Genomic DNA, 22,149 nt, shown 5'->3' with positions numbered 1-22,149 from the left:
CCCCTATTTAAATTTTATGGTTACCTTGGTTCCACCGTCTAGACTTGCCCCAGGTTTGACTGATTGCTTATAGGCATATCCGTCACCGTCAAGTTCGGCACCAATACCTGCCATTCGACAGTATGTCGCAACATCATATCTAGACCAGCCCTTTAGGTTAGCCATCGTCTTACTACCATTGGTTTGAACGATTACCATTCGATTCTTTGAAACTTTTTCGTTGGCATCAATTGATTGATCTAATACTTTATCCCCGTCACCAATAATTGCATATTTCAAACCGGCAGCTTTTAGTTCTGCCTTAGCTTCACTAGTAGACTTACCAGTAATGCTTGGAACCTTTAGACTATTTTCACTTTCAGCATTTACGTTTTCTTCCAATGCTAATCTCATCACTGGGTTAAAGATTTCGGCCATTAATTGTGAGGCTGTCTTGGTTCCAGTTAAATGAGGTTGTTTCATTGTTATATATAAGATGTATTTTGGATTATTTGCTGGTGCAATTCCGGCAACTGAGTATAGGTAACTGTCGTCACCAGATTCGTATCCTGATTTACCATCACTGACTTGGGCAGTACCCGTCTTTGCGGCAATCTTGTAGCCTGGAATCTTGTATGCTCCACCAATACCGTATGATTTATAAACAACATCTTCCATATGTTGAATAACTTGTTTTGCTGTACTTGCGGTAATTGGATGACCAACTACCTTCTTTGGATATGATTTAATGACCTTCTTGGTCTTTGGATCCACAATCTTTGTAACAAGTCTTGGTTGTAACATTGTACCACCGTTAGCGATTGAAGTTAATGCTCTCATCATTTGCATTGCATTAACTTGGATACCTTGTCCAAACGCTGTATTAGCTTGTTCGATTGGGTAGTTAAATTGAACGCTTCCTGTTTCTTCTCCAGGGAAACCTAAGTTAGTTGAAGTAAAGAATTGGAAACGGTTCATGTAGTTGCGCCAAGTCTTGGCACCCATTTGTTGTTCAAGATGGGCCATGGCAACGTTACTTGATAATGCGAAACCTTTGTTGTAAGTAATGTTACCCCAACCATTAGTATTCCAGTCAGGAACGACCTTACCATCAACTAGGTATTTACCAGAATGATATGTTGCATTTCCATTATAGTGACCACTGTTAATTGATGATGCCACAGTGAAAATCTTCATTGTTGAACCAGGTTCGTATGAATCCTGGATCAATGTGTTACGCCAGATACTACTTAGTCCCTGCTTGGTAGTAGCGTTAAATGTAGGACGTTGAGTAGCTGCTAAAATGTCACCAGTTTTGGCGTTCATCAAAACGGCATTCATTGTCTTTGGATGAACTTGATTGTAAACACTTGTCATTTCAGTTTCTAGTAATGATTGAAGACGATAGTCTAAAGTAGTGTAAACGTCGTCACCATTCTTAGCTGGTTTGTTAACACTTTCACCGTTATCAACTTCAACACCTGCGTTGTTTAGTTGAGTAGTCTTGTATCCGTTCTTACCCGTCAATAGTTCGTTATATACCTTTTCGATTCCCATTTGACCGGTTAGTGATACCTTGCTATCGCTAGAGTTTGAGTTAGCAGACGCATATCCAATGATGTGAGAAGCGAAGACACCATTTGGGTATAGTCTTGATGGTTGTTGTAAGAAATTCAAACCAGAGATGTGGTATGAATCTAATTTTTGTTTTTGAGTTAATGAAATGTTAGTACCTGCTGCACCAAATTCAACTTGGAAAGCGTTGGTACTAGGAGAAAGATCCTTTAATGCTTGTTTATAGGAAATTGGCAACACTGAAGAAATGGCTTTGGCAGCCTTTTCCTTATCAGTGATGTACATTGGTTTGTTATCTAGACCAACTTGTTTCTTATTTAAGATGGCATACATTGTATAGACGTTAGTGTCTTCAGCAAGAGGTTGACCGTTTGCATCGTAAATAGTTCCACGCTTAGCAGAAATTACGTTGCTTTGTGTGTACAAACTCTTCGCCATTTCGCTTAAGTTGTATCCACCAACGTTTTTAAATACTGATACATATGTAAATCTCAATACCATACACAAAAAAACGCCTAGACATAGCAATAGTAAAAATTGTCCATAGCGGCTACGGTTTTCTCGGCGTTTTTTTTGTTTGTTCCGATTATTTAATTTATTCATTTGCTAACATTCCTTACGTTTTTATTGGACAAAGATAAATCGGCTTGTTTAGCAATTTTTTGTAGACGATTTCCGCTTTGAAGTTCACTTACTTCTTGCTTTAATGTACTGTTATCATCTTTAACCTTGCCTAATAAATTAGTTGTTACTTGAAGTTCTGTGGCGTGGTTACCTAGTGCAATCTTTTCACCAACTAGACCAACCATTAAAAAGAATACAAGTGAACATCCTAATATTACAACAGTTTTTTCAAATTTTGACAATCCAAGTCTTACATTTGATTTTACTTCTGGATTTTGTTGTTTTTGTTGTTCCCCTGCGGAGTAATAACCAGGGGTAGCGTATACGCTATTAGCTAGATTATTTTGTGCCATCAGATTAACTCTTCTCTCTATTATTTATTAATTCTCTCAATAACTCTCAATTTTGCACTATGCGAACGATGATTATCTCTCAATTCGTCATCACTCGGTAGTATTGGTTTTCTATTAATTAGTTTGTAGTCTGGTTTCATGTCATCTGGAATGATTGGTAAACCACTTGGTAAATCTTCAATCGTGGTCTTTTCCTTAAACATTGTCTTAACCAATCGATCTTCTAGTGATTGGAAAGTAATGACGCTCACTCTTCCGCTCACATCAATTAAATCGATTGCCTTTTCCAATGATTCTTCCAAAGCACCCAGTTCGTCGTTAACGGCAATTCTCAATGCCTGAAAGACTTTCTTGGCAGGATGACCACCGTGACGTCTAGCCGCGGCTGGAATTCCTTCCTTAATCACATCAACAAGTTGTTCGGTTGTATCAATTGAATGGTTTTCTCGGTTCCTTTCAATCGCTCGTGCAACTTGCTTAGAAAATTTTTCTTCTCCATAACGGAAGAAAATCTTCACTAACTTTTCGTATGGCCATTCGTTAACGATTTTCCATGCGTCTAATGGATTTCTCTGATCCATTCGCATATCTAATCGTGCATCGTGTTGATAACTAAAACCTCTGCTTGCGTCATCAAATTGTGGAGATGAAACTCCTAAGTCATACAGAATTCCATCAACAGATTGAATTCCTAATTTGTTCATTTCTTCTTGAATGTATCTAAAGTTGCTTCTAACAAAAGTAACCTTATCTTCATCTATGTATTGCTTGAGATTAGTTTTGTTATATTCGATTGCCACTTCATCTTGATCGAATGAATAAAGATGACCAGATGTTAATTGTGACAAAATTCGGGCACTGTGGCCTCCCCCACCGAGGGTACAGTCGATGTAAATGCCATCGGGTTTAATATTTAATCCGTCAACCGCTTCCTTAAGTAGTACAGTTTCATGATGAAATTCCGTCATAATTAGTCACCTTCTTTTCTAAAAATCAATTAAGTCTTCAGCAATGTCGTCGAACTCTTCACCAGCAGTAGCTGAGAATTCGTCCCACTTTTCCTTGCTCCAGATTTCAATTCTTGTGGAAACCCCTACAATCACACATTTTTTTTCGATACCAGCGTAGTTAATCAAAGTATCTGGAATGTTAATTCTTCCTTGGCTATCAACCTTACTTTCGTCGGCGGCTGAGAATAGAAAACGTGAAAAGTATCTTGCTGACTTCTTGCTTACAGGAAGTTGATTAATCTTTTCTTGAACCTTTTTCCATTCATCCATAGGATATCCGAATAAACATCCATCAAGTCCACGTGTGATGATGAAGTTCGCACCTATTTCTGATCTAATCTTGGAAGGAATGATTAAGCGCCCTTTTGAATCTATTGAATGTTCATATTCACCCATTAACACGCTTCTTCACTCCCTCCAATTTATATTACCTTGATTTTACCACTATCCACCACTTCGTACCACCTTATTATTAAATTTCTTCCAATATGTACTAATTTTCACCACATTTAGATTAAAATCCACTAATTTTAGACAATAAAAAAAGAGCTACCAAAGTTGGTAACTCAATGTTTTAAAGCGTTTTTGCTGCAATTATCAAAATGGTGGAGGACCAGACCACAAAAAAGTAAATTACTGAAAATCTCCACAAGAATTTGTAAAAAATCCCCACTTTGGCATTATTGCGTGTAAATAAGTAGTAGATTGCGTAGATAATCCCAATGATAACAAGTCCTAACCATACATATGGTAAGAACGATTGATCGTGTTTATCCAATGATAATTGGTAGATATAATAGCTCATGATAATTGGAAAAAAATCACTTGCTCTAATCGAAATCTTATAAAGTTTGCTAATAATTTTTTTGACGATATTGAACAGTAAGGACAATAGGAATAAGAATACCACCTGAACTAATACCGTGGTCAAAAATCCAAACGGAGAAATAACAATCACCTCAATATGAATTAGTTTGCATTATTTACTAATGAACTGTAAACTTTAAAATATATTATTAATTGCGGAAAGTGGTGTTAATAATGGCTAAGAAAAAGAAATCTAGATTTCAAATCATTACCATGATTTTTGTTTGGTTAATGATTATCTCAACTGTTGGTGGTTTAGTACTAGGTGCTGCCTTCCAACTATTTGAAAACTAATAAAAAATGGAACCTATCAAAATGATGGGTTCCATTTTTTTAGTCATTATCAGGTTGTTTATAAACCTCTCTTGGTTTACTTCCTTCCTGAGGGCCAATGTAACCACGTTGTTCTAAGTCATCAATAATTCTAGCTGCACGATTATAACCGATTCTAAAGTTACGTTGTAATAATGATGTACTTGCCTTTTGTTCTTTTACAACAAAAGCTAGAGCATCATCGAATAAGTCATCTTGGTCTTCATTTTCTTCGTCGACCTTGATTTCTTCATCCGTAACAATCATATCGTCGTCATATTCGGCAGGTTGTTGTTCTTTAATATAATCTACCACATTTTCAACATCCTGATCAGATATAAATGCACCTTGCACACGACTTGGCTTATTCTTATCAATTGGTAGGTATAACATATCCCCACGACCTAATAGTTTTTCAGCACCATTAGTATCTAAGATAGTTCTAGAATCAATCCCACTTGAAACGGCGAAGGCAATTCTAGATGGAACGTTAGACTTAATTAGACCAGTAATAACGTCAACTGATGGACGTTGGGTTGCCAAAATCATGTGAATTCCGGCAGCACGTCCCATTTGTGCCAATCTAATGATGGCACCTTCAACGTCATTTGAAACTGTCATCATCAAGTCAGCCAATTCATCAACAACTACTACGATGTATGGAAGTGGCTTTAAATCGCCACGTTCTTCTTCGGTCATCCCTTTTACATATTCATTAAAAGTACTAATCTTTCTTTGATTATGCTTAGCAAACAAGTCATATCTGTGTTCCATTTCTGCAACAACCTTATTAAGGGCTCTTGCAGCCTTCTTAGGTTCTGAAACAACCGGTGATAGCAAATGTGGAATTCCATTGTAAATTCCTAATTCAACCTTCTTAGGATCAATTAGCATCATCTTAACTTCACTTGGTTTAGCATTCATTAAAATGCTAGTAATGATTCCGTTGATGGCAACTGACTTACCACTACCTGTTGAACCAGCGATTAATAAATGAGGCAATTTAGTTAGGTCGGTTGTAATAACATCCCCACTAACATTTCTTCCCAATGGCACTGTCAATAATCCGTGCTTGGATTGTTGTGATGTTTTGACAACATCCTTAAATGACACCATTGCGACCTTCTTATTTGGTACTTCAATCCCAATTAATGATTTACCTGGAATTGGTGCTTCAATACGAATGTCCTTAGCTGCTAGTGCCAAAGCCAAGTCGTCTGCTAGGTTAACAATCTTGCTAACTTTAACACCGATTGCTGGGTGTAATTCGTATTCGGTAACTGAAGGTCCCAAGTTAACATTCTTAATTTCGGCATCTACACCAAAACTGTTTAATGTCTTCTTCAATACGGTTGTATTGCGGTCGATGTTTTTAAACTCATCTTTTTGGTCACTTCTTGCTACATCAGATAACAATTCAATTGGTGGTAATTGATAGTTGGAATCATCAATATCCTTAATATCGATTCCCTTACTATCGTTTTCGGTGTGACCGTTGATGATTTCAGATAACTTTGGTTTGTTTCTTGTATCTTGATTGTAGTCGTCTGCTGACTTGAAGTCGGAACGATCCAAGTTAGCTTCTGGCTTACTTTTTACCTCTGGTTTTTCGGGTTCATTATCCATCCAACCTGAAAGTTTAATCTTAGGCTTTTCTTCGGATTGAGATGGATTCTTTCTTCTTTGAACCCTAGACATTGGATTAACGTCTTCACTTGGTTCTTCGTCTTCTTGGTTAGCTTCTTTTGCTTCTAAACGGCGTTGCTTACGTTCCTCGATAGCAGAACCAATCTTTTGTGATGATTCTTCAGAGTACTTTCTAACGTTATCCATGACTTTGTTCATTGGAACGTTAAAGAATACAATCAATCCGACAATCATCATGATGATTGATAGGATTTCTGATCCCAGTATTGAAACCAAGAAATCAAATACTACTAGTAAGCATGCCCCAATCATTCCACCACCAACTGACGAAGCATCGGTTAGGTGAATGAAATCCTGACTAATTAAAGTTAGTGTCTTTGATATAAATGCATTGTCGCTACTGTTTGAAAACAATAATGCTGATAAGAACAGTGATAACCCAAGATAAAAGATGGTTCCACCAATTATCCAACGCTTATTGTATTCAAGCTTAGGTCCCTTAATTAGGTAGATAAAGCCAACAACTAGTGTAATCAATAATCCAAACGGACTACTATCTCCGATAAAGAATCTAACGATATTATCGAAAGTGATTCCTAAAAAGCCCAATTTAAAGAGACTGAATGCACTAACCAAAATCATAACAAATCCAATAATATGATTTTGATACTTGCTATCGATATTAAATAATTTGGCATTGGTGGTTGTTTTTTTCTTTTTACGCGCGCTTGTTTTTCTCTTTGCCAAATTGATTACCCCTTATCATTTATTTTAGTTTGTCGTATTCGTACTTGTGTGTTCTTTCAAGGTTTGGAAATGATTGTTGTCTTAATGCTTCATAAATAACGATGGCACATGTGTTTGATAGGTTCAATGCACGAATATGAGTATCATCTTGTGGAATTCTGATTGCCTTTTCTTCGTTATCACGCATGAACATTTCAGGTAATCCAGTTGTTTCCTTACCAAACATGAAGTAGTAGTTGTAGTCATCATCAGTGTAATCACGATCTGTGTAGTCGTGGTTAGCAAACTTAGATACTAGGTAAAGTTTGTCCTTTTCACCTAGTGTGTTCATGAATGCTGGTAAGCTTTCGTGATAGTTAATATCAACCTTGTCCCAGTAGTCTAATCCGGCTCTTTTTAGGTGCTTGTCATCAACTGAGAATCCTAATGGCTTGATTAAGTCTAAAACAGTATCGGTACCGGCACATGTTCTAGCAATGTTACCAGTGTTAGCTGGCATTAATGGTTCAAATAAAACAATATGGTTAGTCATAATTTTTCCTCGCTTTAAAACTGATTATCTAATATTGATACATCAACCGTGATTGATGTTAGTGATTCAACCTCTGCTTGTGTTAAATCTTTCGCATTATGGCCCCAATGAAGTGGTGTCATAATCATTAAATCGTGAGTTAACTCTTTTGGTAACTCAACGGTGTATTTCACATCGTATTTCTTCGCATTTGGATAATGCTCCATAAATAAATCGACAACCTTTTGGTTATCATAGCTACTGTTTTCGCTATCATTACCATAAAGTTTTTGTCTTAATTCATATAGGTAATGTGAGTTTGGCACAATCTTAATCAAGTGACCATTAGGTGCAATGATTCGATTGAATTCCTTGTATGCTGATGGTGAGAATAAATCCATAATAATATCAATGCTTTGATCATTAAATGGAAGGTTTGCCAAATCAGCAACACAGAAAAACATTTGATCGCTTAATTCACTGGTTGATAGGTTGACCCCTGGTTTAGAAATATCAAAACCAATCGCACTATCCACGTTTTTCCTTAAGTCTTCCAAACGTTTTAGTGGTGTTCCTTCTCCACTACCGATGTCGACGATATTCTTATGCCCGGCATCGATTAGTTCATTAATCTTGTGTAAAATCCCATCGAAAAAACCCGCCTGCATAATTCTTCGTCTTGATTCTAACATATCCCCATCATATTCTGTATTCACCTTGTGGTTAATAAATTGAATGGTTCCCTTTTTGGAAATATCCAATGAGTGGTTGTTAGGACAGACGATTGAATTATCAACTTGGTTAATAAATGCTTTTTTACATACTGGGCATCTAAATAAATCGATATTTTGTTTTAAAAATTTCTTTGCAATTTCGATTTTTTTCATATCTAAATCATCCTTATCCAATTCAATATATAAGTATATCATATTCGTAAAGTCTTCATTTACAGGAACTAAAAAAAGCCCCTAATATCAAGATATTAGAAGCCTTGAATAATTGACGACATGTCTGTAGGAATTTTTGATTCACAAACTACGTCTTGTCGTGTAAACGGATTATAAAATTTCATTTTATAGCAATGTAGTGCCTGACGATTCAGCTCATGATTGTCAGGATTGTAAAGCCAATCCCCAATTAACGGATGACCGATTGCATTGAAGTGGACCCTGATTTGATGGGTTCGACCAGAATGCAATTTAATTTTAACCAATGAATGACTAGGTGTATTTTTTACCACCCATGCCTCTGTCTTGGAAGGTTTTCCACCATCAATCACACATCTCTTAATAAACGAACCCGGTTGTCGATCAATTGGTAGGTTAATTTCTAGATGTTTGTCATTCAATGGATTTTCCACAATTGCCACATACATCTTTTCAATTTGATGGTGTTGCATCTGTTTATCCAATACTGAATGCGCAAAATGATGTTTAGCAAAAATGATAATCCCGCTAGTGTCCATGTCCAATCGATTCACAATATGAATCTTTTGATTGTCGTAATCTTGTCTCAAGAAGTATCCTTTCACTCGATTGGCAATCGTGTCATTTTTATATAAATGAGATGGTAGACACGCCACGTGCGCTGGTTTATCAACAACCAAGAAGTGGTCATCTTCATACAAAATATTAATCGGTAGATTCGACACCGCAATGATATCGTTTGCTGGTTCGGGTGGTAACGTAATGGTTACCTCGTCACCCTGTGCCAACATGTAATTAACCTTCTCTTCACTTCCATTGACTACAATTTTTCCGCCTTCGAATTTAATCTGTTTCAATAGTGTGCGCGAAATACCATTTTGGCGTAAGAATGTTCTTAATCGGATGGGACTGTCCTGTTGATTGGACCAGGTAAACCTAGTCATCCTCGTGAACTCCGATGAATGAATTACTTACACGTTTCCAGAAATGGGTATGACGATATTGAGCGAAGTAAATTCTATCGTTACAGATGGAATATGAAATTGATTTAATTGGACGATCAGAAATCAATAACTGGTCACATGTTAAAATGTTGTGTTTTGGTGAATCGGGAACAATTGTGATTGTTTCGTCAGGTGGCACAATTACAGGTGAACCTAAAGTTCTAAAGACACGGTTATTGATGGATGCCATTTCGGAAACCTGAATAGCGTTTAGTTGAGGATTAATGATTGCCCCACCGACTGACTTGTTATAAGCGGTAGAACCGGTTGGTGTGGAAACACAAAGTCCATCCCCTCTAAACTTTTCAAAGAATTCATCCTTGATGTAAATATCAGTAACCATTGTTCCGTTAATGCGTTTTAAGGTAGATTCATTTAGCGCAACGAAACTATCGTCTGGTCCACCATCGGTGTATTGAACCTTGATTGATAGCAATGGATAGCTAACGCTTTGACCATTATCGTCCTCCAAACTGTCGACTAGTTCTTTTACTTCGTAGTCACGCCAGTCGGTGTAAAAACCAAGGTGGCCAGTATGGATTCCCACAAAACGAATCTTGCTAATTGCATCGCGGTAATGATGAAAAGCTGACAAAAGTGTTCCGTCTCCCCCAACGGAAATCACAATTTGCGGATTTAATCCATCGTATTCAAGTTTTTCAGACGCATCAATTTTTTCTTTTAATTGTGTAGCAACCTCTTTGGATGTAAATCCGTCGTTACTATAAATTGCAACCTTCATAACTATTCATCCCTATTATGTTCATTTTTGGTTCCATCTTCTTGAGTTTCAATTAACTCATCTCTGATTTCAGACATTCCTTCATCCAACTCGAATGCTGTTTCCGCAGATTGTTGAAGACGCTTCTTCAATTCTTCTGGGAATTCACCATTGTATTTGTAATTTAGTGAATGTTCTACTGTTGCCCAGAAATTCATGGCAAGTGTTCTCACCTGAATTTCGGCTAAAATTTTCTTTTCTCCACCGACTAACTCGATTGGATACTCAAAAACAATATGGTATGAACGATATCCACTAGCTTTTTCACGATTTACATAATCACGTTCTTCTAAGATATTAATATCGCTTCTTCTTCTAAGAATGTCGACAACGACATAAATATCATCGACAAATGGACACATAATTCTAAGTCCCGCAATATCTTCCATATCTTGAGATAAACGATCTTCTGATACATAGCGGCGTTTCATTTTTTCTTTAATACTGTCGATTGGTTTTACTCGACCAGTAACAAACTCAATCGGACTTCTTTTATCCGATTGAATGAATTCTTTACGAATTCCTCTTAATTTAACCTTTAATTCACCTACGGCTTGTTCGTATGGAAATAAAAAGTCACTCCAGTTTTTTATCACTAGGCTAACCTCCTTGTTAAACCTAATTTACTACATTATTTTACCACACTATTCAAGAAGTAAAAAAGCAAACAATTTTTTACCGTTTATGAGCGAAATGGTTGTATTTACCGGTGTATTTGGTATTCTATTTAATGGAATTCATAGAACGAAACAAAAATCTTAATGGAGGGATAAAAGTGTTTGAACTATTTCTGTTTATAGATCCATTGTGTAAAGCATGCAGAAATTCAGAAAATACCGTTTTACAGATTTCTGAAGACGTTGATTCAAAATTTAAGTTGCAGTTCATTCCGATTTACAATCTAAAGGTTGTCCAAACCGACTTCTGTAACTCAAACAATCAACTTAAAAAGCGATTATCTTCTGAAGAACTTTCTGCCTTATACAGAAACGTTGTCTTAGATTATAAGGCTGCCTTATTCCAAGGTATGAAAAAAGGACGTAAGTTCTTAACAGCGATTCAGGATAAACTATTGACTGAAGGTTACATCTACTCAGACGAAATGGCGATTGAAATTGCCAAGAAATGCGGTCTAGATGTTGAAATGTTTAAGGAAGATCGTCGTTCAAACCTTGCTAAGAAATCAATCAAAAAAGACCAAGATTTGGTCCAAAATATGAAGATTGAAAAACCAGCCTCAGCTGTTATCTTCAACTGCGAAGGAAACGATGATGGTATTTTAACTGATGACATTGAATATTCAACATTATTTAATGCTTGCTGTGATAAGAACTTAACTCCTGAATACTTAAAGGATGCATTAAGCGAAAGCAGTCTAAAAGAAACTAAAATGAAACACCTTCGTGTTCTAAAATAAAAAAAGCTTCCAACTAAAAGTTGGAAGCTTTTTTGTTATTAAATTAATGATTCTAATTCGTTTAATCTTTCTTCAAAGACCTTGAATGCATTTTCTAGGTAATCTGCATTAGTCATGTCGATACCAGCTTTTTTCATTACGTTTAATGGATAATCAGAACTACCTGATTTTAAGTAACCGATGTACTTATCAATTGCTTCTTGGTCGTTGTCACAGATGCCATCTGATAAATCAATGGCGGCTGCAAAACCAGTTGCATATTGATATACATAGTAATTCATGTAGAAGTGCGGAATTCTAGCCCATTCATATGCAATTTCTGGATCAGATACTACTCCATCACCATAATAGCGTTGGTTTAGCTTGTAGTAGAAATCACTTAACATCTTAGCTGTTAGTGGATTACCAGCTTGTTCTTGTTGGTGAGCAAAGTCTTCAAATTCAGCAAATTGAGTTTGTCTGAAAATAGTTCCCTTGAAACCATCTAGGAAGTGATTTAATACGTACTTCTTAACTTCAACATCATCGGTATTCTTCAAAAGATAATCTGTTAAGATATTTTCGTTAGTGGTTGATGCGATTTCGGCTAAGAAGATTGAGTAATCACCATATTGGAATGGTTGATTATGGGTTGTGTAGTAACTGTGCATACTGTGACCTGATTCATGAACCAGTGTAAACAAGTTATCAAGGTTATCTTGCCAGTTTAAAAGGATATATGGGTTAGTGTCGTATACTCCTGATGAGTATGCACCACTTCTCTTTCCCTTATTTTCAACTACATCAATCCAACGATTGTTAAATTCTTCCTTGATATGATCAATGTAATCATCCCCAAGAATTGATAACGCCTTGATTGATTCTTCCTTGGCTTCATCAAAATTGTATGAGATTGGTGAGTTACCGAATAATGGTGTGTACAAGTCATACATGTGCATTTCGTCTAATGAAAGTAATTTCTTTCTTAGTTTCACGTAACGATGTAATAAAGGTAGGTACTTATTAACCGTATCAATTAGTTGTTGGTATACCTTTTCATCGATGTGGTTATTGCTCAATGCAGCTTCCTTAGCTGAGCTAAAGTGACGCATTGAAGCTCTAAAGTTATGCACCTTCACTTCACCAGAAAGTGTTGATGCTAATGTGTTCTTGAATTGGTTATAAACTGTGTATAACTGTTGGAATGCTTCCTTACGAACACTTCTGTCTGTGGATTCAAGTAACTTACTGTAGACACCATTTGATAGTTCGATCTTGTTACCATCTTCGTCTGATACCACTGGGAACTTCAAGTCGGAATTGGTCATTACACCATATACGTTTGAAGGGGTATCAAAGATGTTACCTAAACTTGATAGAATTTTTTCATGTTCAGCATCCAGGATATGGTCCTTTTGGCTGAATAGTTCATCAAAATAGTGTGTGTAATCTGCTAATTCTGATTCTTCAACTAGCATCTTCTTTAGGTTATCTTCACTAATATTTAAAACCGCTGGTTCAAACCATGCTAGTGCTGATGATGCTTTAGATGCTAAATCAGCACATCTAGCATTCATGCTTTGGTATTCAGAATTTGATGTATCAGCATCACTCTTCAATGATGAGTATACATATAATTTTTCCACTTTACGTTCTAGTTTTTCGATTGCTTTTAAATCACTTAAAAGTGTTTTTGCATCAAAATGATCAGTCTTTAACTTTTCCACAGATTCGACTTCCTTGACGCATTCTTTGAAATCCGCTTCAAAGTCATCATCTGTCTTATAAATAGTTGTTAAGTCCCAGGTTAATTTTTCTGGTACTTCTGATCTCTTTGGTAATTGTTGTACTTCACTCATAAAAACACCGCCTTTTGAAATATGCTATCTCCATCTTATCAAAAAATAGTGTTATTTTGCGTACTTAGCTCATTTAATTTTTGATAGTAATCGTCAAACCACTTAATTTCGTCGATTATGTGGACTCTACCATTTTTAATTTGAATTTTTCGTTGAGTTATCAGCTGCATTATCAACAGTTTGAACTCATCTTTAATATATTGAGTGGTGTTATGCACAAGTGGATAATTCGTTTGTAATCCGACCATTTGATTGGCAAACTCAAACACATCCCTTAATTTCACTTTTTCTTTGATACTAGCCACAATTAATATTTTCCATATCAAGAAGTTCTTCCCCATGATTGGACTGGTCACCTGTTTGATATCACAAACAATTGGTGATCCGGATATATTATGATGCTGGTTATAACAAACGTTTTGCCACTTTATAATCTGTTGATTCCGATAAAAAAGCTGGTTTTCAATCCTAGTTAACTGACTAATCACGCCATGCATATTGCTCTTATACTTAACGATGTTTCCTGGATTGTGAATAAAATTCAATAATTCATCCAATCGAGCAAATGTGCTTCGCTGATATCGTAGTTTTCCACACACGTACTGACAGTTGTAGCGCACCTCGATTTTGCGTTCGTTTACCAACCAGAAAAAGATGGTAAAGCCAATTGAATCGATATAGTAATAAAACTTATTTACACTATCGCTGCCAAACCGCTTTCTATAGTTACTTCCCAGTATCCATAGTGATTTCATATGTAATTTATGGTATCCCGCGATGCGTTCTGACAATCGTTTCCGCGAAATCGGACTGCATTGAAACTCAAACGCTAGTTTTTGATATATCAAATCGGGACGTTGATTAATTTCAGATAAATACTTTTCCACATGTGTATTTCTTTTATCAATGAAGTTCAATAGTTGTTCTTTCCCCATTAGATGTTCATTGCTCTCACCATCTTCCATGGATATCACACACTGACTATTCTTAAAGTGCGCAAAGTGTGGCGCATTGATGTTACCGCGTTTTAAAATTAACTCTTCCTTACAGATGGGACAGTAATACTTTTCATTATCTTTAGCCACTGTCGCACTAACTAGTTTATCTTTATTAGATGCCATTAACATTTTCATCACCCAATAAATTAGATACGAAAAAAAAGACTAGCATATTTGCCAGTCTTTTTATTAGCCAAAGTATTTATTCACTTGGGTCATTGCAGAATGATCCATGATTACTTTCTTGTCGTTGTAGTGTTTGAAGTCCACAGCGTTGATTTGGTTACCATATTCAACAGCTTCACTCACAGCACTGGTGAAGTGCTTGAAGTCGACTTCGTTTTCAGTTCTAGTGGTAGTTAATTGAACCACGTAGAATGAACCAACCTTGTACAATATTGAATCAACGTCTTGAATGCCATGAATTGCATCGGCTAGTTTAACAACGTTGTCGAAGTCACTAACCTTTAGAATCATTTCCCACTTTTCAAGTTGTGGATTAAAATGACCTAAACTTGGTTGCTTGACGTTTTTAACCATATCCTTGAATGGATCACTATTTGAGCGTTTGCTTGTTGAATCCAAGTCTTGACGTTCGCTTCTAGCTTGATTGATTGTTGCGATCATCATTAGCTTGTAATGCGCATAGTCATCGCTTCTTTCGAGCGCATCGATCATAGTTGAAAGGTTCAATTGAATGTTATCAATGAATTCCTTTGTCTTGTCATCATACTTATGATCTTCACTCTTGAAATCTAGGATTTTACCAAGCATTTCCTTGGCACGAATCAATGAGTACAAGCTCTTAGTATCAGTATAGTCCTTAAAATGACCCATACTTGGTAGTTGTGCTCTTTGTTCGTCGGTTCTGTCTTCACCAGTGTCGGTAAACATTTCAGAACCAGCACCATCATAAGTTTCATTATCGTTTTCGTCGTCTTCTATTTCGTCGTCGATGTTATCATCTTCTACTTGTTCATCATCGTTGTTATTGATTTGGTTTTGGTTATCAAAAACATTCTTATTCTTAATAAACATGTCTAACCCCGTACTGTTTGGTAATACTTGGAAAGATACCGCTCCAGTACTCTTGAATTCATCATCTACATCGATTTCGTCCAAGATTGAGTATAAGAAAGATTCAATGCCATCTTCATCACCTAAAAGTGATAATAAATCAATTCCGCGTTCATCTAATTCTTGATTAGTGATTGTTACTTTGATTGTTCCAGAATTAATTTTTTCCATTCTCATTATCGACACCTCTTCTCACGTTCGCTATTTGATAACTACATTTTAACCTATTATCAACGGTTAGTTCAATGATTTACCGTCTTTTAAATTAATTACCATCCCTGTTTTTGGTAAGATCACGTTTACTGAATTATTTGTTGCCAATTCAGTTTGTTTCTTTAAATCATCAAAGTCATCATATTGTGGTAAATGACTGATTAAAACGTTGTTAACCTTAGCATCCAACGCTAATTTACCGGTTTCTTTGGAGGTCATATGCCACTTTTGACCTTCCTTATCGTTATAGAAATTAGTATCGGTCATCAATAAGTCGGCACCTTCACAAAATGATGCCAAGTCTTCAAAGTATCTAGTGTCACCTGTGTAAACTAGTACTTGTTTAGTTGTTTTATCTTTAATCTTAATTGCGAATGTAACGACAGGATGTTGTGTTTTCTTAAATGTAATTTCCAAGTTACCTAACGTTAAGACATCATCTTCATGGTATGGTTTAGCAACCGTATCGTCGAACCAGTTCAAAGCATTGAAGTGTTCTTCATCCTCAGTGTGGCCATAAATTGATAAAGGACCTTCCTTTGGCTTATTAGGTGCTAGTTGCCAGTAGTGTTGTAAAACACCAACATCTGCAATATGATCACTGTGGTAGTGAGATAATAAGACAGCGTCTAGATTGTATGGGTTTAAGTGCTTTTCTAGTTCCAATAGCACACCACTTCCACAGTCCAATAATAGATTGAATTTTTCAGTTTGAATTAAATATCCGCTGGTGGCGATTCCATTATCTGGATAACCACCATAATATCCTAATACAGTAACCTTCATTTTGCATACCTTCTACTTGTTTTTATTTATCTTTAGTGTAAATATATAGGTGTGATTTGTAAAATCTTTTTTATCATCTTGGAGGCGTAAAAATGGAAAATCAAATCTGCATGACATTTGGTAGTAATCAAATTTTAAACAAAATCAGAAAACAACATCCCGACGTAAAATTAAGTTTATTTAAAAATGGTGACGATCAGTACCAAATCGTCGATTTTTCTGGGAACCATAATATTTTCAAAAACCCAATTACATTCGATGTATTGAAAAATCATAACTTTACAGAAAAATTTGAGTTTGTAAATTATTCATACTTCAACCTATCAGAAGATGATCAAAAAATCTTTGATGCAAGCATCGAAAAAATGGACAATGATGGTAATCTGGATAACATGGTTTCATTCGTAATCCTAAAGGAAACTGTTAACCGTAAGCGAACTGTTCTAATGACCACTTGGCATAATTACTTTGATTTCAATAATTGGAAGAAGAGAAATGACTTTTTGAATTTAGCCGAAATGTCATTAAACTATAAACGAGCATAATAAAAAAGCACTTTGGAATTAATCCAAGTGCTTTTTTTATTTACTTAATTTTTAATGTCATAGCATTAATTGCAACAATCACTGTACTTAGTGACATGATAACGGCACCTAACATTGGTCCAATAATGATACCAATTGAAGAAAGTGCTCCGGCTGCAAGTGGTAATGCAATGATGTTGTATCCAGCACCCCACCATAGGTTTTGAATCATCTTGGTGCGAGCATGTTTTGCTAACTTAATCAAGTTAATCACATCCGCTGGATCACTGTTTACTAAGACAACGTCGGCGGATTCGATGGCAACATCAGTACCTGAACCGATGGCAACACCTAAATCAGACTTAGTAAGACTGGGTGCATCGTTGACACCATCACCGATAAACATAACTTTACCTTTTTCTTGGTACTTAGTAACTAATTTTTGTTTGTCTTCTGGAACTAATTGAGCGTTAACTTCCTTAATTCCTAAAATGCTTGCTACCTTATCAGCAGCTTGCTTATTATCACCAGTTAGCATAACTGGGATAATGTTTTGACTGTTTAAGAATTCAATCATGTCCTTTGCACCTGGCTTGATTGAATCACCTTCAGCAATGTATCCAACAACTTTGCCGTCTTCGACAACATAACTCAATGAGTTACCTTGTTGTAGATACTTGTCAGCAGTCTTTTGATCGTAATCAATATCGTTCTTGTCTAAGTATGAACTTGAGACAACTTGGTATTCCTTACCATCAACTGTTCCCTTGATACCTGAACCGGCGATTTCTTCAACGTTTTCTGCTTGAAGTCCTTCTTCGTTTAAATCCTTGAATGCTTGAACAATTCCTTGAGCAAGTGGATGACTTGAGGATGCTTCAATTGCCGCAGAAATCTTAATTACATCATTCTTGTCGATGTTTGAATCTAAACTATCGTATGCATTAACCTTGAAATCACCTTGAGTTAAAGTACCTGTTTTATCCATTAAAGCGTATCTAATTTGTTTGATACCTTCTAGCGCAGTCTTATTTCTAATCAATAATCCATGAGTGGCTGAAATTGAAGTCATTCTAGAAATGATTAAAGGAATGGCTAGTCCTAATGCGTGTGGACAAGCAATGATTAATACACTGACAGTGATTGGAATTGCGTATGCGACACCATGAATGATGCTCCAAGTTACAAAAGCAATTAATGCAACAATTAATGCGGCGTAGAATAGGTATCCAGCGACCTTGTTAGCTAAATCTTCTGCTTCTGATTTTGATGATTGTGCTTCACTTACCATGTTCATAACCTTTGATAAGTAACCACTTTCACCAGTACCAGTAATCTTAACCTTGATTGTTCCACTACCGTTAATTGATCCACCAATAACTGAATCATTGACACCCTTTTGAACGTCTCTTGATTCACCGGTAATTAATGATTCATTTAAAGCAGTACTACCATCGATAATTGTTCCATCAGCAGGAACCTTTTCACCTGATTTAATTAAGATGGTTTGGCCTTCTGATAATTCATGAACTGATACATCTCTAGTTTGACCATCTGATTGAACTAAGTGAGCATTGTCAGGTAATAATTCAGCTAGTTTGTTTAAAGCAGAACCAGCGTTCATTACTGAATTCATTTCAATCCAGTGTCCTAATAGCATGATGACAATCAATGTTGATAATTCCCAGAAGAAATCATTTACCATTGGTCTTACCTTTAAAATGTCGTTAGCAATAACTGCGTAAACACTATATACGTAAGCAACGGAAATTCCCATTGTGATTAGTGACATCATACCCGGTTTTTTGTTCTTCATTTCACTGATACATGAAGTAAAGAATGGGTAACCACCGTAAATGAATAGGATAGTTCCTAACACTAGAACAACAAAATCAGATCCAGGGAATGTTACTTGGAAAGGCATCTTCATTCCCATCATTGGTGACATGATAATAATTGGAATCGTTAAGATTAATGAAATCCAAAACTTCAACTTTAAGTTTCCCATATGCATGTGACCCATGCTACCGTGGTCCATACCACTCATGTTCATGTGACCCATGTGACTCATATCATGTCCCATGTTTTCATGATTCATGTGGCTCATATCATGATTCATATGTTCATGGTCCATGTTACCCATATCATGATTCATATGGTGCATATCACAATGATGGTCTCCATGAGAGTGGTTATTTTCCCCACCATGGCTGCAACAGCTCATGTTTTCATGGTCAGAATGGGCATGACCCTCCATTTTCATGTCATCATGGTGCATATCACACTTATGATCTGGGTTATTGTGATTCTGATTCTTGCAGCAAGCCATCTCTTCGTTGTGTTTTTCTTCATCATTCATATCATGCTTTTTTCCGCACATTTATTTCATCTCCAAATTAATTATTCTTCTAAGCACTTACAATGAACCTCTTCAGGCGCTGTATCTCTCTTTTTCTTTAAAACATCGATGATTGAATCAATATCACTTTTACTTAGTTCAATGTTTTCGATAATGTCATGAAGCGTTTCTCCGTAATGCATACAACACATTGATTCAAATACCCTCTTAACAGACATATCATATGCCGCTTGTTCCTTAATGGCTGAATAATAGATGTTCTTCCTGCCATCTTTTTTTATGCCTAAAAATTCTTTATCACATAGACGAGATAGTAACGTCTTAATAGTAGATGCACTCCAATCCATTTTATTGGATAGAATGTCGATCAATTGGCTACTAGTTGTCTCCCCTAGTGTCCAAACTATTCTCATTACCTCCCATTCGGATTTCGTAATATCAGTCTTTTCCAAAAGCTGTATCACCCCACTCATTTATTTAACAATTTATAGTCTACAATTGTAGACAAAAGAAGTCAAATAAAAAGGATTGCAACTTAATGCAATCCTTTGTTTTCTGCGTTAAGGAGAATGAGAGATTCGAACTCTCGCGTGGTTTGACCCACCTAGCGGTTTTCAAGACCGCCCCCTTCAGCCACTTGGGTAATTCTCCATAAATGATGACCCGTACGGGATTCGAACCCATGTTACTGCCGTGAAAGGGCAGTGTCTTAAACCACTTGACCAACGGGTCATAATAAATATTATGACAATAAAAAAAGATTATCCATCAAGGACGATCTCATTTACGGTTCGTACGAGACTCGAACTCGTGACCTCCTGCGTGACAGGCAGGCGTCCTAAACCGACTAGACCAACGAACCAAAAATTGCGGGAGCTGGATTTGAACCAACGACCTCCGGGTTATGAGCCCGACGAGCTACCAGACTGCTCTATCCCGCGATAATTATATAAAAGAAATATTTTAATGACCCGTACGGGATTCGAACCCATGTTACTGCCGTGAAAGGGCAGTGTCTTAAACCACTTGACCAACGGGTCAGTCAAAAACTAACGGAGAAGGAGAGATTCGAACTCTCGCGCCGGTAACCCGACCTACACCCTTAGCAGGGGCGCCTCTTCAGCCACTTGAGTACTTCTCCAATGGGCCTAGGGGGACTCGAACCTCCGACCTCACGCTTATCAGGCGTGCGCTCTAAACCAACTGAGCTATAGGCCCATATAAAAGCGGGTAACGAGAATCGAACTCGCGACAATAGCTTGGAAGGCTATGGTTTTACCACTAAACTATACCCGCATAATATAAAGTATAACATATATTTAGTTAAATGGCGCGGGACAGAATCGAACTGCCGACACACGGAGCTTCAATCCGTTGCTCTACCAACTGAGCTACCGAGCCATATAAACGGTTCGTACGAGACTCGAACTCGTGACCTCCTGCGTGACAGGCAGGCGTCCTAAACCAACTAGACCAACGAACCAAAATTGCGGGAGCCGGATTTGAACCAACGACCTCCGGGTTATGAGCCCGACGAGCTACCAGACTGCTCTATCCCGCGATAATATAAAGGAGAATGAGAGATTCGAACTCTCGCGTGGTTTGACCCACCTAGCGGTTTTCAAGACCGCCCCCTTCAGCCACTTGGGTAATTCTCCATGTGATGTGAAACAAAGTCCACTATGGACCTTGTAGGACTCGAACCTACGACCGGACGGTTATGAGCCGTCTGCTCTAACCAACTGAGCTAAAGGTCCAAGACCTAATCGCGGCAGAGGGGATCGAACCCCCGACCTCCCGGGTATGAACCGGACGCTCTAGCCAGCTGAGCTACACCGCGATATGTGACTAATATGACGAGTTATTAAACTCTATCGGGAAGACAGGATTCGAACCTGCGACCCCCTGGTCCCAAACCAGGTGCTCTACCAAGCTGAGCTACTTCCCGAGAAATGCACCCAGTAGGAGTCGAACCTACAACCTTCTGATTCGTAGTCAGACACTCTATCCAGTTGCGCTATGGGTGCATATGGTGCCGAGGACCGGGATCGAACCGGTACGGTTATCACTAACCGCAGGATTTTAAGTCCTGTGCGTCTGCCAATTCCGCCACCCCGGCATATATAATGAATTGGCAAAGCGGAAGACGGGATTCGAACCCGCGACCCCCACCATGGCAAGGTGATGTTCTACCACTGAACTACTTCCGCATAATGCCGACTAGAGGATTCGAACCTCCGACCCCCTGTTTACAAGACAGGTGCTCTGCCAGCTGAGCTAAGTCGGCATATTATATTAAATTAATGAGCCGTGGCAGGTTCGAACTGCCGACCCTCTGATTAAAAGTCAGATGCTCTACCGGCTGAGCTAACGGCTCGTATGGATGGAGGATACAGGGCTCGAACCTGTGACCTCCTGCTTGTAAGGCAGATGCTCTCCCAACTGAGCTAATCCTCCATAATTGCGCGGCGACTTCCTACCCTTGCAGAGGGCGATCCCTCAACTACTATCGGCGTTTAGAAGCTTAACTTCTGTGTTCGGCATGGGAACAGGTGTATCCTTCTAGCTATCGCCACCACACTATTTATCTGAAAGAACTTC

The 22,149-nt window shown here is 37.5% G+C and carries 20 protein-coding genes, 21 tRNA genes and 1 rRNA gene; 3 read left to right on the top strand and 39 right to left on the bottom strand.

Annotation, left to right across the window (positions count from 1 at the left end):
* Nucleotides 1–3 precede the first annotated feature (3 nt).
* The 5 genes from KTJ72_RS05635 to KTJ72_RS07210 all read right to left on the bottom strand — a co-directional run bounded on the left by KTJ72_RS05635 (nt 4) and on the right by KTJ72_RS07210 (nt 4,451).
* Nucleotides 4–2,157: a penicillin-binding transpeptidase domain-containing protein gene (locus KTJ72_RS05635; protein ID WP_057198123.1), complete on the bottom strand. Its 2,154-nt coding sequence runs from the start codon at nt 2,155–2,157 to the stop codon at nt 4–6.
* Entirely contained in the window at nt 2,154–2,531 is a 378-nt protein-coding gene (locus tag KTJ72_RS05630) for a hypothetical protein (protein WP_041152401.1), read from the bottom strand. Before KTJ72_RS05630 ends, KTJ72_RS05635 begins: the two co-directional genes overlap by 4 nt.
* 20 nt (nt 2,532–2,551) lie before the next feature.
* On the bottom strand, nt 2,552–3,499 hold the full coding sequence (gene rsmH, locus KTJ72_RS05625; protein WP_041152402.1) for a 16S rRNA (cytosine(1402)-N(4))-methyltransferase RsmH: 948 nt from the start codon (nt 3,497–3,499) through the stop codon (nt 2,552–2,554).
* 18 nt (nt 3,500–3,517) lie between these two features.
* Nucleotides 3,518–3,943 carry a division/cell wall cluster transcriptional repressor MraZ gene (gene mraZ, locus KTJ72_RS05620; RefSeq protein ID WP_034531808.1) on the bottom strand — a complete coding sequence of 142 codons (426 nt, stop codon included), beginning with the start codon at nt 3,941–3,943 and terminating at the stop codon, nt 3,518–3,520.
* A gap of 172 nt (nt 3,944–4,115) precedes the next feature.
* Nucleotides 4,116–4,451 carry a DUF3397 family protein gene (locus tag KTJ72_RS07210; RefSeq protein ID WP_430385414.1) on the bottom strand — a complete coding sequence of 112 codons (336 nt, stop codon included), beginning with the start codon at nt 4,449–4,451 and terminating at the stop codon, nt 4,116–4,118.
* A 131-nt stretch (nt 4,452–4,582) separates the two neighbouring features.
* Between KTJ72_RS07210 and KTJ72_RS05610 the strand changes: the two genes are divergently transcribed.
* Nucleotides 4,583–4,702 carry a DUF4044 domain-containing protein gene (locus KTJ72_RS05610; RefSeq protein WP_080695541.1) on the top strand — a complete coding sequence of 40 codons (120 nt, stop codon included), beginning with the start codon at nt 4,583–4,585 and terminating at the stop codon, nt 4,700–4,702.
* 39 nt (nt 4,703–4,741) lie between these two features.
* Here KTJ72_RS05610 and KTJ72_RS05605 read toward each other — a convergent pair whose 3' ends face one another.
* The 6 genes from KTJ72_RS05605 to yjbM form a co-directional block, all read right to left on the bottom strand.
* The gene (locus KTJ72_RS05605) at nt 4,742–7,114 is read right to left on the bottom strand and encodes a DNA translocase FtsK (RefSeq protein WP_160184496.1); all 2,373 of its coding nucleotides are present in this window, start codon (nt 7,112–7,114) and stop codon (nt 4,742–4,744) included.
* 19 nt (nt 7,115–7,133) lie between these two features.
* Nucleotides 7,134–7,646, bottom strand: coding sequence for a tRNA (cytidine(34)-2'-O)-methyltransferase (locus KTJ72_RS05600; RefSeq protein ID WP_034531812.1), 513 nt, complete (start codon nt 7,644–7,646; stop codon nt 7,134–7,136).
* 14 nt (nt 7,647–7,660) lie between these two features.
* Nucleotides 7,661–8,512: a methyltransferase domain-containing protein gene (locus KTJ72_RS05595; protein WP_217304335.1), complete on the bottom strand. Its 852-nt coding sequence runs from the start codon at nt 8,510–8,512 to the stop codon at nt 7,661–7,663.
* A 95-nt stretch (nt 8,513–8,607) separates the two neighbouring features.
* Complete coding sequence (locus KTJ72_RS05590) at nt 8,608–9,495, bottom strand: RluA family pseudouridine synthase (RefSeq protein WP_034534498.1); 888 nt, start codon at nt 9,493–9,495, stop codon at nt 8,608–8,610.
* The gene (locus tag KTJ72_RS05585; protein ID WP_034531818.1) at nt 9,488–10,297 is read right to left on the bottom strand and encodes an NAD kinase; all 810 of its coding nucleotides are present in this window, start codon (nt 10,295–10,297) and stop codon (nt 9,488–9,490) included. The genes KTJ72_RS05590 and KTJ72_RS05585 overlap by 8 nt, the downstream gene beginning before the upstream one ends.
* A 2-nt stretch (nt 10,298–10,299) precedes the next feature.
* Nucleotides 10,300–10,932, bottom strand: coding sequence for a GTP diphosphokinase (gene yjbM / locus KTJ72_RS05580; protein WP_034534502.1), 633 nt, complete (start codon nt 10,930–10,932; stop codon nt 10,300–10,302).
* A gap of 179 nt (nt 10,933–11,111) precedes the next feature.
* Here yjbM and KTJ72_RS05575 point away from each other — a divergent pair, with 179 nt between their 5' ends.
* Nucleotides 11,112–11,753: a DsbA family protein gene (locus tag KTJ72_RS05575; RefSeq protein ID WP_051592213.1), complete on the top strand. Its 642-nt coding sequence runs from the start codon at nt 11,112–11,114 to the stop codon at nt 11,751–11,753.
* 38 nt (nt 11,754–11,791) lie between these two features.
* On the opposite strand, the gene pepF is transcribed toward KTJ72_RS05575, so the two are convergent.
* The 4 genes from pepF to KTJ72_RS05555 all read right to left on the bottom strand — a co-directional run bounded on the left by pepF (nt 11,792) and on the right by KTJ72_RS05555 (nt 16,665).
* Complete coding sequence (gene pepF, locus KTJ72_RS05570; RefSeq protein ID WP_217304334.1) at nt 11,792–13,591, bottom strand: oligoendopeptidase F; 1,800 nt, start codon at nt 13,589–13,591, stop codon at nt 11,792–11,794.
* Nucleotides 13,592–13,629: 38 nt separating this feature from the next.
* A complete protein-coding gene (locus KTJ72_RS05565) occupies nt 13,630–14,712 on the bottom strand; it encodes a competence protein CoiA (protein WP_217304333.1) in 1,083 nt (360 codons plus the stop codon).
* Between the two features lie 66 nt (nt 14,713–14,778).
* A complete protein-coding gene (locus KTJ72_RS05560) occupies nt 14,779–15,843 on the bottom strand; it encodes an adaptor protein MecA (protein WP_217304332.1) in 1,065 nt (354 codons plus the stop codon).
* A 60-nt stretch (nt 15,844–15,903) separates the two neighbouring features.
* The gene (locus KTJ72_RS05555) at nt 15,904–16,665 is read right to left on the bottom strand and encodes an MBL fold metallo-hydrolase (RefSeq protein ID WP_217304331.1); all 762 of its coding nucleotides are present in this window, start codon (nt 16,663–16,665) and stop codon (nt 15,904–15,906) included.
* A 92-nt stretch (nt 16,666–16,757) separates the two neighbouring features.
* Here KTJ72_RS05555 and KTJ72_RS05550 point away from each other — a divergent pair, with 92 nt between their 5' ends.
* Nucleotides 16,758–17,210, top strand: a complete 453-nt coding sequence (locus KTJ72_RS05550) for a hypothetical protein (RefSeq protein ID WP_217304330.1) — start codon at nt 16,758–16,760, stop codon at nt 17,208–17,210.
* A 40-nt stretch (nt 17,211–17,250) separates the two neighbouring features.
* Here the strand turns inward: KTJ72_RS05550 and KTJ72_RS05545 are convergent, their stop codons facing one another.
* The 24 genes from KTJ72_RS05545 to rrf form a co-directional block, all read right to left on the bottom strand.
* Entirely contained in the window at nt 17,251–19,308 is a 2,058-nt protein-coding gene (locus KTJ72_RS05545) for a heavy metal translocating P-type ATPase (protein WP_217304356.1), read from the bottom strand.
* 281 nt (nt 19,309–19,589) lie between these two features.
* Nucleotides 19,590–20,021: a CopY/TcrY family copper transport repressor gene (locus tag KTJ72_RS05540; RefSeq protein WP_283249225.1), complete on the bottom strand. Its 432-nt coding sequence runs from the start codon at nt 20,019–20,021 to the stop codon at nt 19,590–19,592.
* Between the two features lie 90 nt (nt 20,022–20,111).
* A tRNA-Ser gene (locus KTJ72_RS05535) sits at nt 20,112–20,199 on the bottom strand.
* An 8-nt stretch (nt 20,200–20,207) separates the two neighbouring features.
* Nucleotides 20,208–20,280 (bottom strand) — tRNA-Glu (locus KTJ72_RS05530).
* A gap of 55 nt (nt 20,281–20,335) precedes the next feature.
* A tRNA-Asp gene (locus KTJ72_RS05525) sits at nt 20,336–20,410 on the bottom strand.
* A gap of 5 nt (nt 20,411–20,415) precedes the next feature.
* A tRNA-Met gene (locus KTJ72_RS05520) sits at nt 20,416–20,489 on the bottom strand.
* Between the two features lie 26 nt (nt 20,490–20,515).
* Nucleotides 20,516–20,588, bottom strand: a tRNA-Glu gene (locus KTJ72_RS05515).
* Nucleotides 20,589–20,601: 13 nt separating this feature from the next.
* Nucleotides 20,602–20,689 (bottom strand) — tRNA-Ser (locus KTJ72_RS05510).
* Nucleotides 20,690–20,691: 2 nt separating this feature from the next.
* Nucleotides 20,692–20,766, bottom strand: a tRNA-Ile gene (locus tag KTJ72_RS05505).
* Between the two features lie 7 nt (nt 20,767–20,773).
* Nucleotides 20,774–20,844 (bottom strand) — tRNA-Gly (locus KTJ72_RS05500).
* A gap of 32 nt (nt 20,845–20,876) precedes the next feature.
* Nucleotides 20,877–20,949, bottom strand: a tRNA-Phe gene (locus KTJ72_RS05495).
* Nucleotides 20,950–20,956: 7 nt separating this feature from the next.
* Nucleotides 20,957–21,031, bottom strand: a tRNA-Asp gene (locus KTJ72_RS05490).
* A 4-nt stretch (nt 21,032–21,035) separates the two neighbouring features.
* Nucleotides 21,036–21,109: transfer RNA gene (locus KTJ72_RS05485), tRNA-Met, on the bottom strand.
* Between the two features lie 9 nt (nt 21,110–21,118).
* A tRNA-Ser gene (locus KTJ72_RS05480) sits at nt 21,119–21,206 on the bottom strand.
* A gap of 25 nt (nt 21,207–21,231) precedes the next feature.
* Nucleotides 21,232–21,305, bottom strand: a tRNA-Ile gene (locus KTJ72_RS05475).
* Nucleotides 21,306–21,314: 9 nt separating this feature from the next.
* Nucleotides 21,315–21,388: transfer RNA gene (locus tag KTJ72_RS05470), tRNA-Met, on the bottom strand.
* A gap of 34 nt (nt 21,389–21,422) precedes the next feature.
* Nucleotides 21,423–21,496 (bottom strand) — tRNA-Pro (locus KTJ72_RS05465).
* 5 nt (nt 21,497–21,501) lie between these two features.
* A tRNA-Arg gene (locus KTJ72_RS05460) sits at nt 21,502–21,575 on the bottom strand.
* 3 nt (nt 21,576–21,578) lie between these two features.
* Nucleotides 21,579–21,667, bottom strand: a tRNA-Leu gene (locus tag KTJ72_RS05455).
* Between the two features lie 19 nt (nt 21,668–21,686).
* A tRNA-Gly gene (locus KTJ72_RS05450) sits at nt 21,687–21,758 on the bottom strand.
* A gap of 4 nt (nt 21,759–21,762) precedes the next feature.
* Nucleotides 21,763–21,835 (bottom strand) — tRNA-Thr (locus KTJ72_RS05445).
* Nucleotides 21,836–21,852: 17 nt separating this feature from the next.
* Nucleotides 21,853–21,925 (bottom strand) — tRNA-Lys (locus KTJ72_RS05440).
* A 7-nt stretch (nt 21,926–21,932) separates the two neighbouring features.
* A tRNA-Val gene (locus tag KTJ72_RS05435) sits at nt 21,933–22,005 on the bottom strand.
* Nucleotides 22,006–22,011: 6 nt separating this feature from the next.
* Nucleotides 22,012–22,128 (bottom strand): 5S ribosomal RNA (gene rrf, locus KTJ72_RS05430).
* Between the last annotated feature and the right edge of the window lie 21 nt (nt 22,129–22,149).

It is taken from the genome of Apilactobacillus waqarii (genome assembly GCF_019061205.1).
Classification (GTDB): Bacteria; Bacillota; Bacilli; order Lactobacillales; family Lactobacillaceae; genus Apilactobacillus; species Apilactobacillus waqarii.
The sequence above is the reverse complement of the archived record's forward strand: the minus strand, read 5'-3'. Positions and strand labels throughout refer to the sequence as shown.

Bases quoted from the DNA above. Each gene is read 5' to 3' on its own strand.
- KTJ72_RS05635 (WP_057198123.1), bottom strand. From the start codon at position 2,157: ATGAATAAATTAAATAATCGGAACAAACAAAAAAAACGCCGAGAAAAC.
- KTJ72_RS05630 (WP_041152401.1), bottom strand. From the start codon at position 2,531: ATGGCACAAAATAATCTAGCTAATAGCGTATACGCTACCCCTGGTTAT.
- rsmH (WP_041152402.1), bottom strand. From the start codon at position 3,499: ATGACGGAATTTCATCATGAAACTGTACTACTTAAGGAAGCGGTTGAC.
- KTJ72_RS05610 (WP_080695541.1), top strand. From the start codon at position 4,583: ATGGCTAAGAAAAAGAAATCTAGATTTCAAATCATTACCATGATTTTT.
- KTJ72_RS05600 (WP_034531812.1), bottom strand. From the start codon at position 7,646: ATGACTAACCATATTGTTTTATTTGAACCATTAATGCCAGCTAACACT.
- KTJ72_RS05595 (WP_217304335.1), bottom strand. From the start codon at position 8,512: ATGAAAAAAATCGAAATTGCAAAGAAATTTTTAAAACAAAATATCGAT.
- KTJ72_RS05590 (WP_034534498.1), bottom strand. From the start codon at position 9,495: ATGACTAGGTTTACCTGGTCCAATCAACAGGACAGTCCCATCCGATTA.
- KTJ72_RS05585 (WP_034531818.1), bottom strand. From the start codon at position 10,297: ATGAAGGTTGCAATTTATAGTAACGACGGATTTACATCCAAAGAGGTT.
- pepF (WP_217304334.1), bottom strand. From the start codon at position 13,591: ATGAGTGAAGTACAACAATTACCAAAGAGATCAGAAGTACCAGAAAAA.
- KTJ72_RS05565 (WP_217304333.1), bottom strand. From the start codon at position 14,712: ATGGCATCTAATAAAGATAAACTAGTTAGTGCGACAGTGGCTAAAGAT.
- KTJ72_RS05560 (WP_217304332.1), bottom strand. From the start codon at position 15,843: ATGAGAATGGAAAAAATTAATTCTGGAACAATCAAAGTAACAATCACT.
- KTJ72_RS05555 (WP_217304331.1), bottom strand. From the start codon at position 16,665: ATGAAGGTTACTGTATTAGGATATTATGGTGGTTATCCAGATAATGGA.
- KTJ72_RS05550 (WP_217304330.1), top strand. From the start codon at position 16,758: ATGGAAAATCAAATCTGCATGACATTTGGTAGTAATCAAATTTTAAAC.
- KTJ72_RS05545 (WP_217304356.1), bottom strand. From the start codon at position 19,308: ATGAATCATGATATGAGCCACATGAATCATGAAAACATGGGACATGAT.
- KTJ72_RS05540 (WP_283249225.1), bottom strand. From the start codon at position 20,021: ATGAGTGGGGTGATACAGCTTTTGGAAAAGACTGATATTACGAAATCC.